13 protein-coding genes are annotated in these 13,695 nt (G+C 63.0%); 2 read left to right on the forward strand and 11 right to left on the reverse strand.

The window, feature by feature from the left end:
- Positions 1-66: 66 nt before the first annotated feature.
- The 4 genes from I1M21_RS01660 to I1M21_RS01675 form a co-directional block, all read right to left on the reverse strand.
- On the reverse strand, positions 67-1,767 hold the full coding sequence (locus tag I1M21_RS01660) for a PSP1 domain-containing protein (RefSeq protein WP_195192153.1): 1,701 nt from the start codon (positions 1,765-1,767) through the stop codon (positions 67-69).
- Positions 1,758-2,885: a DNA polymerase III subunit gene (locus tag I1M21_RS01665; RefSeq protein ID WP_195192154.1), complete on the reverse strand. Its 1,128-nt coding sequence runs from the start codon at positions 2,883-2,885 to the stop codon at positions 1,758-1,760. The genes I1M21_RS01660 and I1M21_RS01665 overlap by 10 nt, the downstream gene beginning before the upstream one ends.
- 1 nt (position 2,886) lies before the next feature.
- On the reverse strand, positions 2,887-3,570 hold the full coding sequence (tmk, locus tag I1M21_RS01670; protein WP_195192155.1) for a dTMP kinase: 684 nt from the start codon (positions 3,568-3,570) through the stop codon (positions 2,887-2,889).
- Between the two features lie 210 nt (positions 3,571-3,780).
- Positions 3,781-4,692, reverse strand: coding sequence for a serine hydrolase (locus I1M21_RS01675; protein WP_229025526.1), 912 nt, complete (start codon positions 4,690-4,692; stop codon positions 3,781-3,783).
- 345 nt (positions 4,693-5,037) lie between these two features.
- Between I1M21_RS01675 and I1M21_RS01680 the strand changes: the two genes are divergently transcribed.
- A complete protein-coding gene (locus I1M21_RS01680) occupies positions 5,038-5,985 on the forward strand; it encodes a zinc-ribbon domain-containing protein (protein WP_195192157.1) in 948 nt (315 codons plus the stop codon).
- A gap of 144 nt (positions 5,986-6,129) precedes the next feature.
- Here I1M21_RS01680 and I1M21_RS01685 read toward each other — a convergent pair whose 3' ends face one another.
- The 7 genes from I1M21_RS01685 to I1M21_RS01715 form a co-directional block, all read right to left on the reverse strand.
- Positions 6,130-8,703, reverse strand: coding sequence for a DNA topoisomerase I (locus I1M21_RS01685; RefSeq protein ID WP_195192158.1), 2,574 nt, complete (start codon positions 8,701-8,703; stop codon positions 6,130-6,132).
- A 54-nt stretch (positions 8,704-8,757) separates the two neighbouring features.
- Positions 8,758-9,441, reverse strand: coding sequence for a hydrogenase nickel incorporation protein HypB (gene hypB, locus I1M21_RS01690; protein WP_055310413.1), 684 nt, complete (start codon positions 9,439-9,441; stop codon positions 8,758-8,760).
- Between the two features lie 55 nt (positions 9,442-9,496).
- On the reverse strand, positions 9,497-9,853 hold the full coding sequence (locus I1M21_RS01695) for a hydrogenase maturation nickel metallochaperone HypA/HybF (RefSeq protein ID WP_195192159.1): 357 nt from the start codon (positions 9,851-9,853) through the stop codon (positions 9,497-9,499).
- Between the two features lie 6 nt (positions 9,854-9,859).
- Positions 9,860-10,654: a twin-arginine translocase subunit TatC gene (tatC, locus tag I1M21_RS01700; protein WP_195192160.1), complete on the reverse strand. Its 795-nt coding sequence runs from the start codon at positions 10,652-10,654 to the stop codon at positions 9,860-9,862.
- The gene (locus I1M21_RS01705) at positions 10,654-11,244 is read right to left on the reverse strand and encodes a twin-arginine translocase TatA/TatE family subunit (protein ID WP_195192161.1); all 591 of its coding nucleotides are present in this window, start codon (positions 11,242-11,244) and stop codon (positions 10,654-10,656) included. Before I1M21_RS01705 ends, tatC begins: the two co-directional genes overlap by 1 nt.
- Positions 11,245-11,397: 153 nt before the next feature.
- Positions 11,398-11,712 (reverse strand): STAS domain-containing protein, encoded by a 315-nt coding sequence (locus tag I1M21_RS01710; RefSeq protein ID WP_117746092.1) that lies wholly within the window; start codon positions 11,710-11,712, stop codon positions 11,398-11,400.
- A gap of 51 nt (positions 11,713-11,763) precedes the next feature.
- Positions 11,764-13,068 carry an aspartate aminotransferase type Ic gene (locus tag I1M21_RS01715; RefSeq protein ID WP_195192162.1) on the reverse strand — a complete coding sequence of 435 codons (1,305 nt, stop codon included), beginning with the start codon at positions 13,066-13,068 and terminating at the stop codon, positions 11,764-11,766.
- Between the two features lie 149 nt (positions 13,069-13,217).
- Between I1M21_RS01715 and I1M21_RS01720 the strand changes: the two genes are divergently transcribed.
- Positions 13,218-13,472 carry a hypothetical protein gene (locus tag I1M21_RS01720; RefSeq protein ID WP_055285533.1) on the forward strand — a complete coding sequence of 85 codons (255 nt, stop codon included), beginning with the start codon at positions 13,218-13,220 and terminating at the stop codon, positions 13,470-13,472.
- The last annotated feature ends 223 nt before the right edge of the window (positions 13,473-13,695 follow it).

Here is a 13,695-nt window from a genome sequence, read left to right on the forward strand (position 1 = left end):
TGTTGATTCAGCGCTATGGTACCCCGACGCGTTTGGGGTCAGGCAGGTTAAATCCGTTTGCGGGCGCTATTCGCCGGTGGGCGGTTGCGGTGCGGACGAGTTTTGGGTCGAGCCCTCGCCACCATCTTGACGCGGCTTGCGGGAACGACGACGGCGACGGCGCTTTTGACCCTGGTCGGCCGAGCCCTCGCCACCACGATCTTCGCGCGACTCGCGTTCGTCGCGAGCAGCGCCGCGCGCGGCCTTGGCAGCCGCCCCTCCGCCATCTCCGGGGCGACGACGTGTGACCTTGACCTCGCCATCCGAGACCTGATCGGCCACGGAGGGCACCGAGGGCTTTTGCTGCGTGCCCGAGGAATGGCGACGACGCGGACGCGGGGCGCGCTCGTCATCGTTGCGCTGCTTGCCGCCCTTGTCGGCAGGCGTATCGGAACCCGAACCACCCTTGGGGGCGGCACCGGCTTCGCGAGCGGCTGCGGCGCGGAAGGCGTCCTCGCGCTCCTCGCTCGACAAATGGCGGCGGCGACGGCGCGTGGGATTCATGCCACCGCCGCGGTTTTGCTGCTGAGGCTGCTGAGTCTCGCGCTCGCGGGAGGAGTTCTTGCCTGCGGGAGCGGCCTCGCCGGCATCGCCCGAACCCGAGCGCTTGCGGCGGCGACGTCCACCGGCAGCCTCCTCGGCCTCGGGTGCCTCGGCCTTGCCGCGACCCTTACCGCGGCCGCGACCCTCGCCTTGGCTCTGACCGGCACGGGTATCGGCGTCCGCATCGCGGCGACGGCGCTTGGGCATCGTCGTCCCCGCCAGACGGTCGGCGCTCGACAGGCCATCGCCCACGTCGACGCCGTTCTCGCGGTCGAGCTCCATAAGCGCCAGGCGCATCTCGGGCGACTCGATACGCTCGAGCACATCGCGCGTCACGCAGTCGGGGCGGCAGTTGCAGCCCTGCTCGGCGGCCTTCTTTTTGCAGCCCTCAGAGCAGGTCATGTCGGCCAGGTTGACCTTAAAGACTTTGCCGTTCTCCAGGCGCAACACCAGCTGCTCACGCGGCGTGTCATATTCCTGGATGCGCGCCTTGCCAAGCGGCGTATCGATAAGCGTCTTCTTTTTGGGCGCGCGGCTCTTAAAGTCCTTGTACGCCTCGAACTCATAGCGCAGGCAGCACATCAGACGGCCGCAGACACCGCTAATCTTGGACGAATTGAGCGGCAGGTCCTGCTCTTTTGCCATGCGGATCGAAACCGGCTCAAACTGTCCGCCAAAGCGCGTGCAGCAGAGCTCCTGACCGCACTGGGCATAGCCACCCACCAGGCGGGTCTCGTCACGCACGCCGATCTGGCGCATGTCGACGCGAATGTGCAGCGTCGAGGACAGGTCCTTGACGAGCTGACGGAAATCGACGCGCTCCTCGGCGGCAAAGTAGAACACAGCCTTCTCGCCGCCAAACAGGTACTCGACGCCGACCGGCTTCATCTCGAGGTCGAGCTCCTTGACCAGGCGGCGGAAGTCGACCATGGCCTCGTCACCCTGGATGGCCAGGTCGTCGGCAAGCTGCAGGTCGATGTCGCTCGCTACGCGCAACACGGGCTTGAGCGGCTGACCGATTTCGTCGAGCGGCACCTCGAAGGGGTCGGCCGTGACCAGGCCAATCTCGGTTCCGCGCTCGGTGGAGCAGATAGCATAATCGGCCTCGAGGATATCCAGATCCTGTGGGTCGAACCACAGGTCGCGCGAGGCGTAGGTAAACTTAACGGGTACGACTAACGGCATTTCAGTGCCTTCCTGATATCGAACAGCATGACCTCGATGGCCAGCTGGGGAGTAACGTTTCTGGCGATGTTGCGCTCGGCAGTTGCGACCGCCTCGAGCGCCCGGGTGGCACCCGCAACATTGGTCGCGGCGGCAAGCCGCCCGATCGTGTCGCGCACGTCCTCGTTCACAACGTCTGTCGCCTCATCCTGAAGCGTCAGCAGCACGTCGCGCATGAGCGTCCGCGCGCTCGCCAGCGCTTCCATGATACCCGAACGCTCGCGCGCGTTGAGTTCGCGCTTGTTGCGGTCCTCAAGCTGCTTCAATGCTCCACGCGACAGGTAGTCGGCATTTTGCTCGAGCACCTTTTCCTGCGTGGACTTGACCTCGGCGAGCGGCGCCTTGACGGCGACGATGAGCGACTTGGCGCGACTGAGCACATCGGCCTCGTCGGCGGCGATGAGCGAGTCGATGGCACGGACCATCTGGCGACGGGCGTCCTGGCGCTCGGCGCTCTTGAGGAACTCGATACCACGCGTAGGGCTTCCCGCCACGGCGACGGCCATGCGACAACGCGCGATATCCTGGCCCGTCGCGCGGCTCACGGCCTGCGCGGCCACAGTGGGCGACACCAGCCGAAACGGCACGCACTGGCAGCGGCTCACAATGGTGGGCAGCATCACGTCTGCCGAGGTGCCCAGCAGGATGAACATGACGCCCTCGGGCGGCTCCTCTAGCGTTTTGAGCAATGCGTTAGCGGTGTTAGCGCGCAGCTGCTCGGCACGGTCAATGATGTAGACCTTGGCCTTGGCGCGGATGGGTGCCAGGGGCACGTCGTCGAGTAGCTCGCGCGTCTGGGCGATGAGATAGCCCGTGGCACTCTCGGGCGTGTAATAGTGCACGTCGGGGTGTGTATGGCGCGCGACGCGCACGCAGCTGTCGCACGATCCGCAGCCGTCCTGCTCGCACAGGAATGCCTGGGCGAGCGCCCATGCGGCATCGAGCTTGCCGGCGCCGGGCGCTCCCAAGAACAGATAGGCGTGCGACGCGCGACCGCTGGCGACGGCATTGGTCAAAAAGTCGCGCACGCGCTCTTGGGTATCGAGCTTGGCGAGCAAGCTTGTCTGCGCAGGGGCCATGCTACTCGGCCTCCTGGGCAAGCGCGGCGGCGACGGCATCCTGCGGGATATCGAGGCCGTACGCGCGAACCTGCTCGACCGTCTGCGCAAAGACATCCTGGATGGAAGCAGTCGCATCAATGAGCTTTACGCGAGCGGGCTCCTCGGCAGCAATAGCGCAAAAGCCCTGATAGACGCGCTCCTGGAATGCCGTGCCTTTGGCCTCCATGCGGTCGGCAGCCCCACGGGCGGCCATGCGCCGGGCCGCCTGCTCGGGCGTGATGTGGTAGACGAGCGTAAGGGACGGATGCGTGCCGTCGACGGCAAGGTTATTGGCGTCGCGCACCATCTGACGATCGAGGCCATCGGCAAACGCCTGGTAGCAGGTGGTGGAATCGTAGAATCGATCGCACAGGACCACCTTACCGGCAGCGAGGGCAGGCGCGATGACTTCGTGCACCAGCTGGGCACGCGCAGCCTCGTAGAGCAGCAGCTCGCAGGTGTCGCCCATCGCCGTATTGGCGGGGTCGAGCAGCAGGGCGCGAATCTTTTCGCTGATGGCGGTGCCGCCCGGCTCGCGCAGAGTTACGACCTGATAGCCAGCGAGGTCGAGCGCGCGGGCCAGCAGGCGCGCCTGCGTGGACTTGCCGGCGCCATCGACGCCCTCGAGCGTGATAAAGCTATGTTGAGCGGGCTCAAAAGCCATGGGCGCAGCCCCTTCCTACAAGGCGCGAAAATGCAAGTTATAGCAACCAAGCCATGATACCCCAGGGGCAGGGGCTAGTGTGACAGTTAGGGACGTTCCCAAAGTGCCGGCCAAAAAGGAACGTCCCCAACTGCCGACCCTCTAGGTTGCGGTGAAATAGGGACTGAATACGCCTTCTAACAGCAAATACAATCCCTATTTCACCGCAAGTTAGGAGTGGGCGCGGGCGTTGATGGCGAAGGAAATGTCGCGCTCGAGGGCTAGAGCCTGTTCGCGTTCGAGGTCTTGGGTGAGGATTGCCAGCACGTAAGGGCGCTCGGCATAGACGATTGCAGCATCGTGCTGAGCATTCGCCAGACTGCCCGTTTTGTGCGCGACCAAAACGCCGCCGGGAACGCCCTCAACAATACCGCGCGCGTCTTCCTGCGCCAGCAGATATCCGCGCGCTCGCTCGCACAGCTCGGGCGTCGCGATTGTCCCCGCCGCCAGCCGCTGCAGCACGGCCGCAGCATCACGGGCGCTCGTATAGTTCTCGCGACCTTGTGCCTGGGCCTCGGTATCCATCATCAAACGAGCGAGCACGGTCTGGGTCAGCCCCAATGCGGCACACGTTTCGTTGACCGTATCCATGCCAAGCCTGCCGATAACAAGGTTAGCTGCCACGTTATCGCTCTGGGCGATCATGGCGTGCAGCAGCTCGTCAATACTGTACGACACACCCGCGCCGCGCGACTGAATGTTGCCGCTGCCACCCACGATATCCTGTTGCGTTACCGTTATCTGCTCGTCGGGGGACAGCTCGCCCGCCGTCACGGTCTCGAGCGCACAAGCGAGAACGGGAAGCTTGATGATGCTTGCCGCCACACGTCGCGCGTCCGGCGCCACAGCGACTTCACCATCGAGCGACACGAACGTTTGAGGATCAAGCGCCACAGCATAGACCGAGGTAGACCCACCATACGGCTCGGCAAGGGCTTCGATATCTTGCTGAAGGCCGGCAATCCAAGACGCCCGGGAGACAGCTTCCGTCTTTTGAGCGGACGGATGATTCGCTTTTTGCTCGGCAGGGGCAGCGGAGCCCCCAGCCTCGTTGCGGCGCGCGGCACAGCCGCCGAAACTCATCACCGAGGCAAGCGCTCCGGTCAACATCCCGGCACAAAACACTCGACGCGAGCAATCGCGCGCAGCGAGGGGCGCATCCCCCGGCGAGAACCGGAACGCCTCCACGTTGTCGCCGCCACCCCGACCTTGCTCGCCGCAGTACACAGACTCACTCCCCACCATCGCATTCTACCGAGCCGTCGATAAACGGCCGCGCCAGACACCCAGCGCGCCGCACTCATTGTGACGCATGCGACAGGGCTTGTGCGGCGCGACTATCCTCACACAACCAGTTGGGCCGGCGCGGCCCAACCGCACCTGAACCACCTTATAATCTAGCCAACACATCGAATGGAAGGAACCATCATGTCCCGGTTTTGTACCCATTGCGGCAAGCTTCTGAAAGACGACGAGCGCTTCTGCACCAGCTGCGGAACGCCGGTAACCGATGATGGCCAGGCCTCTCAGTCGCAAGAGGATGCACAGGCGGACGTGACCGTACAGTCCGCCCATCAGCCCGCGCCCGCTCCCCAGCCGGAAGCTGGCGCGACGCAGCAATGGGCGACGCCAGCCGGCTCCGCGCCGCAGCAGCCCATACCGACCGCCGTTCCGCAGGCCGATGCTCCCGCCGCGCCCAAAAACAACAACGCTCTGTTTATCGGCATCATCGCCGTACTGGTCGTCGTGATTATCGCGTTGGTCGTGTTCTTTATGATCAAGCCCTTCGATAAGGGTGCCGACGATTCCAAAGGCACGACGATCGAAAAGGTCAAAATCGACCACGACGACGATGACGTCTCCGTCAAGGGCGACCCCAACAAGCTTGACGATGATGACGATAACGCCCACGATGCCGCCACCATCAGCGAGCAGAACGTCTACGACCAGCTGAGCTCCTACTACAGCAGGCTCTCCGATCTTGACCAGCAGGTCCGCGACTGTGCCACCACATTCAACACGTATTACCTTAAGGATGACCGCAGCTCGCGCCAATCTGCCAGCGATGCCGCCGAGGCGCTCGAGGATCAGATCGGCGACCTGAAGGACGAGGTCGAGGACCTGGACGTTCCCATCGACTCGCAGAACTACAGCTCGTGGAAAGACATCATCACACTCTACGACGATCTGGAGAACCGCATCGACGTGATTTGCGATGCCTGGGAGATCAGCCTTGAGTACTCCAGCCCCGCCAACCACAAGGACGAGATCGTGGCACCGCTGGCGCGCGACAACGTAGCGGGCACCAACGACAACAAATACCGTCTGGACTTTGAGGACCGCTACCCCGGCGCCGCACCCGTCGAAGTGAAGTAGCGCCTTGTCGTTCCCGAGCCGGCAGTTAGGGACGTTCCTAAACTGCCGGCAGAAAAGGAACGTCCCTAACTGCCAGATAAAAAACGAGTGAGGATTTTGAGGTCCTCGCTCGTTTTTGTTTTAGGTGATGTTTCGACCGTGCGGCTACTTGTCGGTCTTTTTGGTAGTCGACTTCTTGGCAGTCGACTTCTTGGCGGTCGAAGTCTTCTTTGCTGCCGTGGTCTTCTTCGCCGTGCTCGCCTTGGTCGTGGTCTTGCGGCCGCGGGCGGGCTTCTTCTCCTTGGTCGGGCAGTCCATGTTGACACAGATGCGCCACGGGCCGCGCGCCGTGTTGACCACCACGATGGGGGCGCCGCACTCGGGGCAGGTCTCGCCCGTCGCCTCGAGCTTACCGCGCGCCGGCAGCGGATAGCTCACGCCGCAGTCGTCGTAGTTGGTGCAGCGGATAAAGCGCTTGCCGCTCTTTTCGCTCTTGTGCGCGATTAGGTCGCCATGGCGTCCTGCCTCGGCGCACACCTTGCACTCGCCCACCTTAAGGTCGGGCTCGTAGTTGGTGGGGCACGTGGGGTTCACGCAAATCTCGAAGGCCTTTTGACGGAACGGCTGGCACTTAATGCGCGGCGCGCCGCACTCGGGGCACACGGCCGCCTCACCCTCGAGCGGGCTTACCTTGACGCCGCTCGGCACCGGATAGGTCACGTCGCAGTCGGGCCAGCCCATGCAGCCGATAAAGCTGCCGCGAGTCTTGGCGCTCGTCTTCATAACCAGGTCCTTGCCGCACTTGGGGCAGGCGCCCACGCGCGCATCGGCCGTAACGGCGTCGCTGATGGCGTCGCCCAGCTCCTGCGTGTGCTTGAGCAGCTCGTCGAGCACGCCAGCCAGCAGCGCGCGCGAGTGCGTCACGACATGCTCTTCGGTATCCTCGCCGCGCTCCACACGGGTCATATCGCCATCGAGCTCGCTGGTCATATCGGGGCTCGTGATGCGCGGGGCAAACTGCGACAGCGCGTCGATGATGGCGATACCCAGCTGGCTCGGCTCAACGGGATCATTTTTGAGATAGCGCACAGCGTACAGGCGCTCGATGATGCTCGCGCGCGTGGACTTGGTACCCAGGCCGCGCTTCTCCATCTCCTGCACGAGCTTGCCCTGGCTGTAGCGCGCGGGCGGCTCGGTCTGCTTGGCCTCAAGCTTAACGTCGAACACGTCGACCGTATCGCCCTGCTCCAGCGGCGGCATCTGCTCGTCGCGCTTGAGTCCATACGGGTACGCCTCGCGGAAACCCGGGGTCACGAGCACATCGCCCGAGGCCACGAACGGCTCACCGTTGACGTCGAGCTCGAGCTTGGTGTTCTCGATGGTCGCGGGCCCCATGAGCGTTGCCAGGAAGCGACGGGCGATGAGGTCGTAGAGCTTGCGCTGGCCGCCGTCGAGCGTGGACGGATCGCCCTCGCCCGTGGGATAGATAGGCGGGTGGTCGGTGGTCTCGACCTTGCCGCGCGTGGGCTTCATGGGACCGGCGAGCACCTTTTTGCACACGGGCGCCAGCGCCGGGTTGATCTTTGCCAGGTCGCTCACCACGGCGCCCAGATCGAGCGTCGCAGGGTACACGGTATTGTCGACACGCGGGTAGCTGATAAGACCCGCCATGTAGAGGGACTCGGCGATGCGCATCGTACGCGCAGGCGAGATGCCCTCGGCCGCGGCGGCAGCCTGCAGCGAGGTGGTCGCAAACGGCGTGGGCGGCTGCTGCTTGCGCGAGCGCTTGGTCACCGCGGCGACGGTTGCCGTCGTAGCGCCGTCAACGAGGCCGTACGCCGTCTCAGCAGCATTCTTGTCGGTAAAGCGTGCCGTCTTGTGCGCAATCTTAAAGCGGTCGTCCTCGGCAGCACCCTGCGCGGCGCCCATGCCGCGGATCTGCCAATAGTCCTCGGGCACAAACGCCATGCGCTCGCGCTCGCGCTCGACCACCAGGGCAAGCGTCGGCGTCTGCACGCGGCCGGCGGAGCGCACGTTACCAAAGCCGCCAAACTTGGCGAGCGTCAGGTAACGCGTGAGCACCGCGCCCCAAATGAGGTCGATGTGTTGGCGGCTCTCGCCGGCGTCGGCCAGATTCTGGTCGAGCGAGACGAGGTTATCGAAGGCCTGCGTGATCTCGGCCTTGGTAAACGAAGAGTACTGGGCGCGGGCAACCGGCAAGTCGGGTGCCACCTCACGCACCTTGTTGAGAGCGTCCGAGCCGATCAGCTCGCCCTCGCGGTCGAAGTCCGTGGCGATAATGACGCTGTCGGATTTTTTAGCGAGGTTCTTGAGCGAACGAATGAGCTCCTTCTCGGCCGGTAGCTTAATGACGGGCGCCCAGGTGAGATAGGGCAGACTCTCGAGCTTCCAGCCCTTGATGGAGATGCCATCGGCAAGGAACGGTTTACGCTTGGTGTCGTAGGGCGGACGCGCCAGGCCATCGGGCATGTCGGCCGGCAGCATCTCGCCGTCCTCGGTGACCGAATACCATCCCAGCTTTTTATCGAAAAGCACGCTGTCGCAAAAATCGGGTGCAAGGATGTGACCGGCAAGGCCGATCGTCACGCACTCCTCGCCCTTCCACTCAAAACGATAGATGGCGGTGTTGTACACCTTGTCCTTTTTGGGCTTACCCGTGGACAGCCGCTCGGCAATCTGACGCGCGGCGTCGTTTTTCTCGGCGATGATGAGCTTCAAAAGAGGCTCCTATCTCGTATCTCTGCGGCTACGCCCGCCCGTATGGCGGCCGACTTACGCCCTTGCTTGCTCAATCTGCCCGATGAGCCAATCGCACCAGGCATCCATGCCCTCGCCCTTGCGCGCGCTCACGGCAAACCGCGGCGCCTGCGGATTGAGGTCATCGAGTGTCTTAGTATACCTATCCATGTCAAAATCGAAAGCCGGAGCCACGTCGACCTTGTTGAGCAGCTGTGCGCCGGCGTGCTGGAAGATACCCGGGTACTTGATGGGCTTGTCGTCTCCCTCGGGCACCGAGAGGATCATGATGGACAGGTTTTCGCCCAGGTCAAAGTCGACTGGGCAGACCAGGTTACCCACGTTTTCGATAAAGATGACATCGATGTTTTGAAGGCCCACTGCCTGGTCGAACGCGTCAACGGCCTCCATGATCATGTTGCCCTCGAGGTGGCACAGGCCGCCCGTGTTGATCTGGATGGCGGGCATGCCGGCTTCCTTCATGGTGATGGCGTCGACATCCGAGGCGATATCGCCCTCGATGACGGCGCAACGCAGGCCTGCCTTGTCGCGCAGGCGCTCGTTGGTACCCAGGATCGTGGTGGTCTTGCCCGAACCGGGACTCGACAAGACGTTGATCACATAGGTGTTTGTCTCTTTAAATCGCTGACGCAGCTGATCTGCCAGGCGCTCGTTGCGCGACAGAATCGGCGATGCGATATCAATCGTTTTCTCGGCCATACTTAGCGCTCCTTACTTTGGCCCCTTTATACCCCATCACTAGATGGCTAGCGGGCTAATCGTCGGGGGTTTCGATTTCGATGCTCGCGATATCGAGCTCGCGGCCGTGCAGTAGGCGCACGTTGGCACCACCACACTGGGGACAGCGACAGTGGAAACGATCGTGGTCGAAAACCTCGCCGCAGTCCAGACACTCGCTTTGTGGATGGACCTCCTCCACGGCAAGCCCGCAGCCTCGCGTGAGCGGGTCCTCGTCGCGAAACGTCTCCCACGCAAAATCGAGCGCCTCGCGCACGACCTCGGTCATATCCCCGATACGCAGCGTTACCAAAACGGCGCGCGAGGCCCCCGCCCCACGCGCCGCGCGAATCACTGTATCGAGTATGCCGTTGACAATGCCAACCTCGTGCATACCGATTTACTCCTCGCTGTCCTCTTCGTCGTCCGAAAACAGGTCCAGACGGCTCACAAACAAGCCCTCCTTGCCCTCGCGCGCGGTAATGACCACGCGAGCGATGGCGAGCGAAATCTCGTAGAGCGAGAGCAGGGCGCCATACATGAGGCCCAGCGTAACGGGCGAGCCGTCGGGCGTAATCACAGCCGAGCCCGCAAGCAGGCCAACGTATACGTAACGCCAGGCACTGCGGAAGGCCGCATAGGACACAATATGGAAGACGGACAGGTAGAAGATGATGAGCGGCAGCTCAAACGCCACACCAAAGCCGATCATAAAGAGCAGCTCCATGTTGACGTAGTTCTCCAGGTCGGGCAGCGCCGTGGCGACGGCCGAGGTCTCGCCGATAAGCCACTCAAAGCCCGCCGGGATGATGATGAAGTAGCAGAAGATGGCGCCCAGGAAGAACAGCACCGTCGAGGCGAGCACCGTGGGCACGACCCATTTGCGCTCGTTGGGACGCAGTGCCGGCAGGAAAAATGCCAGAATCTGCCAGATGATCATGGGCGTGCACATGACCACGGCCATCTTGATGGCCAGCGAGAAGCGCAAGCCAAAGCCGCCGAGCGTGGTGGTGATGTAGAACTTACCGTCCGGCACAAAGGAGCGGATAGGGTCTTCCAAGATGTCGAGCACCACGGGCGTAGCGAAATACAGCACGATGGCGGCGGCAAACACCGACACGACCACGATGGTCAGGCGGCGACGGAGCTCTCCCAAGTGATCGAAGAGCGGCATGCGCGCAGGTCCGATAGGCATTACTCATCGCCTCCCTTCGGGGCATCGGCGGCAGCGGCGTCGTCCTCGGCCTCGAGCTCGCGAGCGAGCTGGTCGACGACGGCCTTGCGCTTGCGGGGACGACGGGCGTAGAGGTCAGCCGTCGTGGGCTCTGCCGGCTCGGGCTCGGGCTCCGGCTCTGCAGCAGATTCGGGCTCGACGGCGGCAGCGGTGGCAGCGGCAGGCTCGGCACCCTCGGCCTCGGACTCCTCAGCAGCACCCTCGCCCTCGGCGGCAGCCTCGCTCGCGGCCTCCTCGGCAGCAAGACGGGCGCGACGCTCGGCAAAGGTCTCCTTCTTGGCGGGCGCTGCCGTCTCGGCGGCATCCTCGTCCGCATCGGAATCGTCGTCGGTTGCAGCGGCCTTCTTGGGCTTGACCGGGGCCGACGCGGCCTCACTCACCGGATCGATGATCTCGGACTGAACAACAGCCGTCATCTTTTCCTGCGTCTCGCGGAACTGACGGATGGCACGGCCGATCGTGCGGCCCATCTGCGGGAGCTTATCCGGGCCAAACAGCAAAAAGCCGAAGACCACGATGATTGCCAGCTCACCCTCTCCAATACCAAACACACATACCTCCAAGGCTCGATGTGAGTCGAGCCCGCGCCGCGCCATTCGGCCGGAACTCGTCTATTCATTCGGTCAAGTATAGCGCCCGGACGCCAAAACGTCCGAGCGCATCACAAACATATGCCAAACGGCACGCCCTTTTGGGGGCAAAGATTATGCAGCGGTGATCGAAATCTCCTGATCGACACCCAACAGCTGGACCACGCGCATCACCGGGGGCTGCACATTGGTGCAGCTAAAGCGCTTGCCGTGGTCGACCGCGTGGTGCGCGGCGCCCACAAGCACGCCAATGCCCGTCGAATCGATGTAGCTCACCTGGGCAAAATCGAGCTCAACGGCCTCGGTGGGCTGCTCGAGCGCCAAGTCGATGGCGTTACGCAGACTGTCGGCATTAGAGATATCGATTTCGCCGGCCACCTTGATGGTGTAGAGCTCCGGCGTGGGGTTGGTGGAAATACCCAAATCCATGTATACGCTCCTTTGTGTATCGAAAGTGCAGATAGTACGGGAAGCCGCGCGTTAGGCGCGTTCGGCACGCGCAAGCTCGGCAGCGACAAGCTTAACGGCCAGCACCAGCACATCGAGCGCGGCCTCCAAGTCCTCGACCGTGGGATAGCTCGGCGCGATGCGGATGTTGGTGTCGCGCGGATCCTTGCCATAGGGCCAGGTGGCACCGGCCGGCGTGAGCTTGACGCCCAGGTCTGCGCAAAGCGCGGCGACCTTTTGAGCCGAGCCCTCGGGACCATCGAAGCTTACAAAGTAGCCGCCGCGGGGGTGCGTCCAGGTGGCACAGCCCGTATCGCCCAGGCCCTCGGTGAGCTTGCGCTCAACGGCCTCAAAGCGCGGGCGCAAGAACTCGGCATGCTTTTTCATGTGCTCCTTGACCGCCTCGATGGTGGGAAGGAAACGCACGTGGCGCAGCTGGTTGAGCTTATCGGCGCTGATGAGGCCGGCCTTCAGGCGCTTGGAGAACTCCGCGATAACCGCGGGGCTCGCACCGATAAAGCCGATACCGGCACCCGGGAAGGTGATCTTGGACGTCGAGGCGAATGCCACCACGCGGTCCTCGGTGCCCGCCGCGCGGGCAAGATCGAAGATGTTGGCAAGCTTGTCGGTCTCGTCGTACAGGTCGTGCACGCAGTAGGCGTTGTCCCAGAAGATGCGAAAATCGGGCGCGGCCGTGGGCATCTCGACCAGGCGACGCACAGTGTCCTCGCTAAAGGTGATACCCGTGGGGTTGGAATACTTGGGCACGCACCAGATGCCCTTGATGGAATCGTCGGCGGCAACGAGGCGCTCGATCTCGTCCATATCGGGGCCGTTGTCGGTCATCGCGACGGGAACGTTCTCGATACCCAAGTCGGCGGTAATGCCAAAGTGGCGATCGTAGCCGGGAACCGGGCACAGGAACTTGACCTTCTTGCCGTCGTGCGCTGCCTCGTAAGCCTCCCAAGGGTCGCTACCACACGAGCCGCAACGCCAGAACATACCGGCGATATCGTGCTCGATCAGCAAGCTCGACGAACCCAGTACGAGTGTCTGCTCGGCGGGGCAACCCAGGAACTCCCCTGCCAGCTTGCGTGCCGAGGGAATGCCCTCGAAGCAGCCATAGTTGGAGCAGTCGACGTTGCCATCGTGCAGATCGGCGTCGGCGTTGAGGATATCGAGCATGGGGCGCGAGATGTCCACCTGGGAGGGCGACGGCTTGCCGCGGGCCATGTCGAGCGCCAGGCCCTTGGCCTTGACCTCGGCGACCTCGGCCTTGAGCGCCTCGATGGCGGCATCGAGTTCGGTGGTTTCCATCTTCTGGTAGATCGTCTGCATGGGTGCGACCTTTCACGAAGCGGTACGTTGCAATTCTTCTAAGTATAGACCGCCGCCGTCGCAACGTTATGAAGCCGTGATAGATTAAGTCCATCGCAATGAATTACGAATCGCCGCGCATGTCGGCGTGGGGCGCCCAAGGAGGCACTATGGAGTATGGATCGTTTCAGGCCGAAGAATTCGGCGACCTGCAGCGCCTGGTCGACGGGCTGTTTTACGACCGCCACGCCATCGACCGCCTGGATCTGATCGTACAGGCCGAAATCTTGGACCTGGCACCCGATCTCATGGAAATCGTCAACCTGCTACCGCCCGGCTATTACGACCGCCAGTCACTTTGCGACCAGCTCAACTCCGCTTTGGCCGCCCACGGCTGGGGCGCCATCTACGGAACGGTGGAATAAGCCTCGAGGCCGGCGATTTGGCCCGTTTCCCGACCTTGGCGAGGCTTGTTTTAGGGCTTGTGGCCAAAAAAGGGCAAATATGAGTACTGTTACCTTTTTAGTAGCAGCGATTCTTGGTCGAAATCGGCAAAACTCGACTTGAAACTGGTAGCGCGCAGAGATGTGGTGTAAGAGGCGGGGCATGCCCCGCCTCTTCTCTTTCTTGAAAGGGAGGGGACACCGC

It is taken from the genome of Collinsella aerofaciens, from assembly GCF_015546965.1.
Classification (GTDB): domain Bacteria; phylum Actinomycetota; class Coriobacteriia; order Coriobacteriales; family Coriobacteriaceae; genus Collinsella; species Collinsella aerofaciens_X.

Excerpts from the sequence above, each read along its gene's own strand:
- I1M21_RS01660 (WP_195192153.1), bottom strand. The coding sequence starts at position 1,767 with ATGCCGTTAGTCGTACCCGTTAAGTTTACCTACGCCTCGCGCGACCTG.
- I1M21_RS01665 (WP_195192154.1), bottom strand. The coding sequence starts at position 2,885 with ATGGCCCCTGCGCAGACAAGCTTGCTCGCCAAGCTCGATACCCAAGAG.
- tmk (WP_195192155.1), bottom strand. The coding sequence starts at position 3,570 with ATGGCTTTTGAGCCCGCTCAACATAGCTTTATCACGCTCGAGGGCGTC.
- I1M21_RS01675 (WP_229025526.1), bottom strand. The coding sequence starts at position 4,692 with ATGAGTTTCGGCGGCTGTGCCGCGCGCCGCAACGAGGCTGGGGGCTCC.
- I1M21_RS01680 (WP_195192157.1), top strand. The coding sequence starts at position 5,038 with ATGTCCCGGTTTTGTACCCATTGCGGCAAGCTTCTGAAAGACGACGAG.
- hypB (WP_055310413.1), bottom strand. The coding sequence starts at position 9,441 with ATGGCCGAGAAAACGATTGATATCGCATCGCCGATTCTGTCGCGCAAC.
- I1M21_RS01695 (WP_195192159.1), bottom strand. The coding sequence starts at position 9,853 with ATGCACGAGGTTGGCATTGTCAACGGCATACTCGATACAGTGATTCGC.
- tatC (WP_195192160.1), bottom strand. The coding sequence starts at position 10,654 with ATGCCTATCGGACCTGCGCGCATGCCGCTCTTCGATCACTTGGGAGAG.
- I1M21_RS01710 (WP_117746092.1), bottom strand. The coding sequence starts at position 11,712 with ATGGATTTGGGTATTTCCACCAACCCCACGCCGGAGCTCTACACCATC.
- I1M21_RS01715 (WP_195192162.1), bottom strand. The coding sequence starts at position 13,068 with ATGCAGACGATCTACCAGAAGATGGAAACCACCGAACTCGATGCCGCC.
- I1M21_RS01720 (WP_055285533.1), top strand. The coding sequence starts at position 13,218 with ATGGAGTATGGATCGTTTCAGGCCGAAGAATTCGGCGACCTGCAGCGC.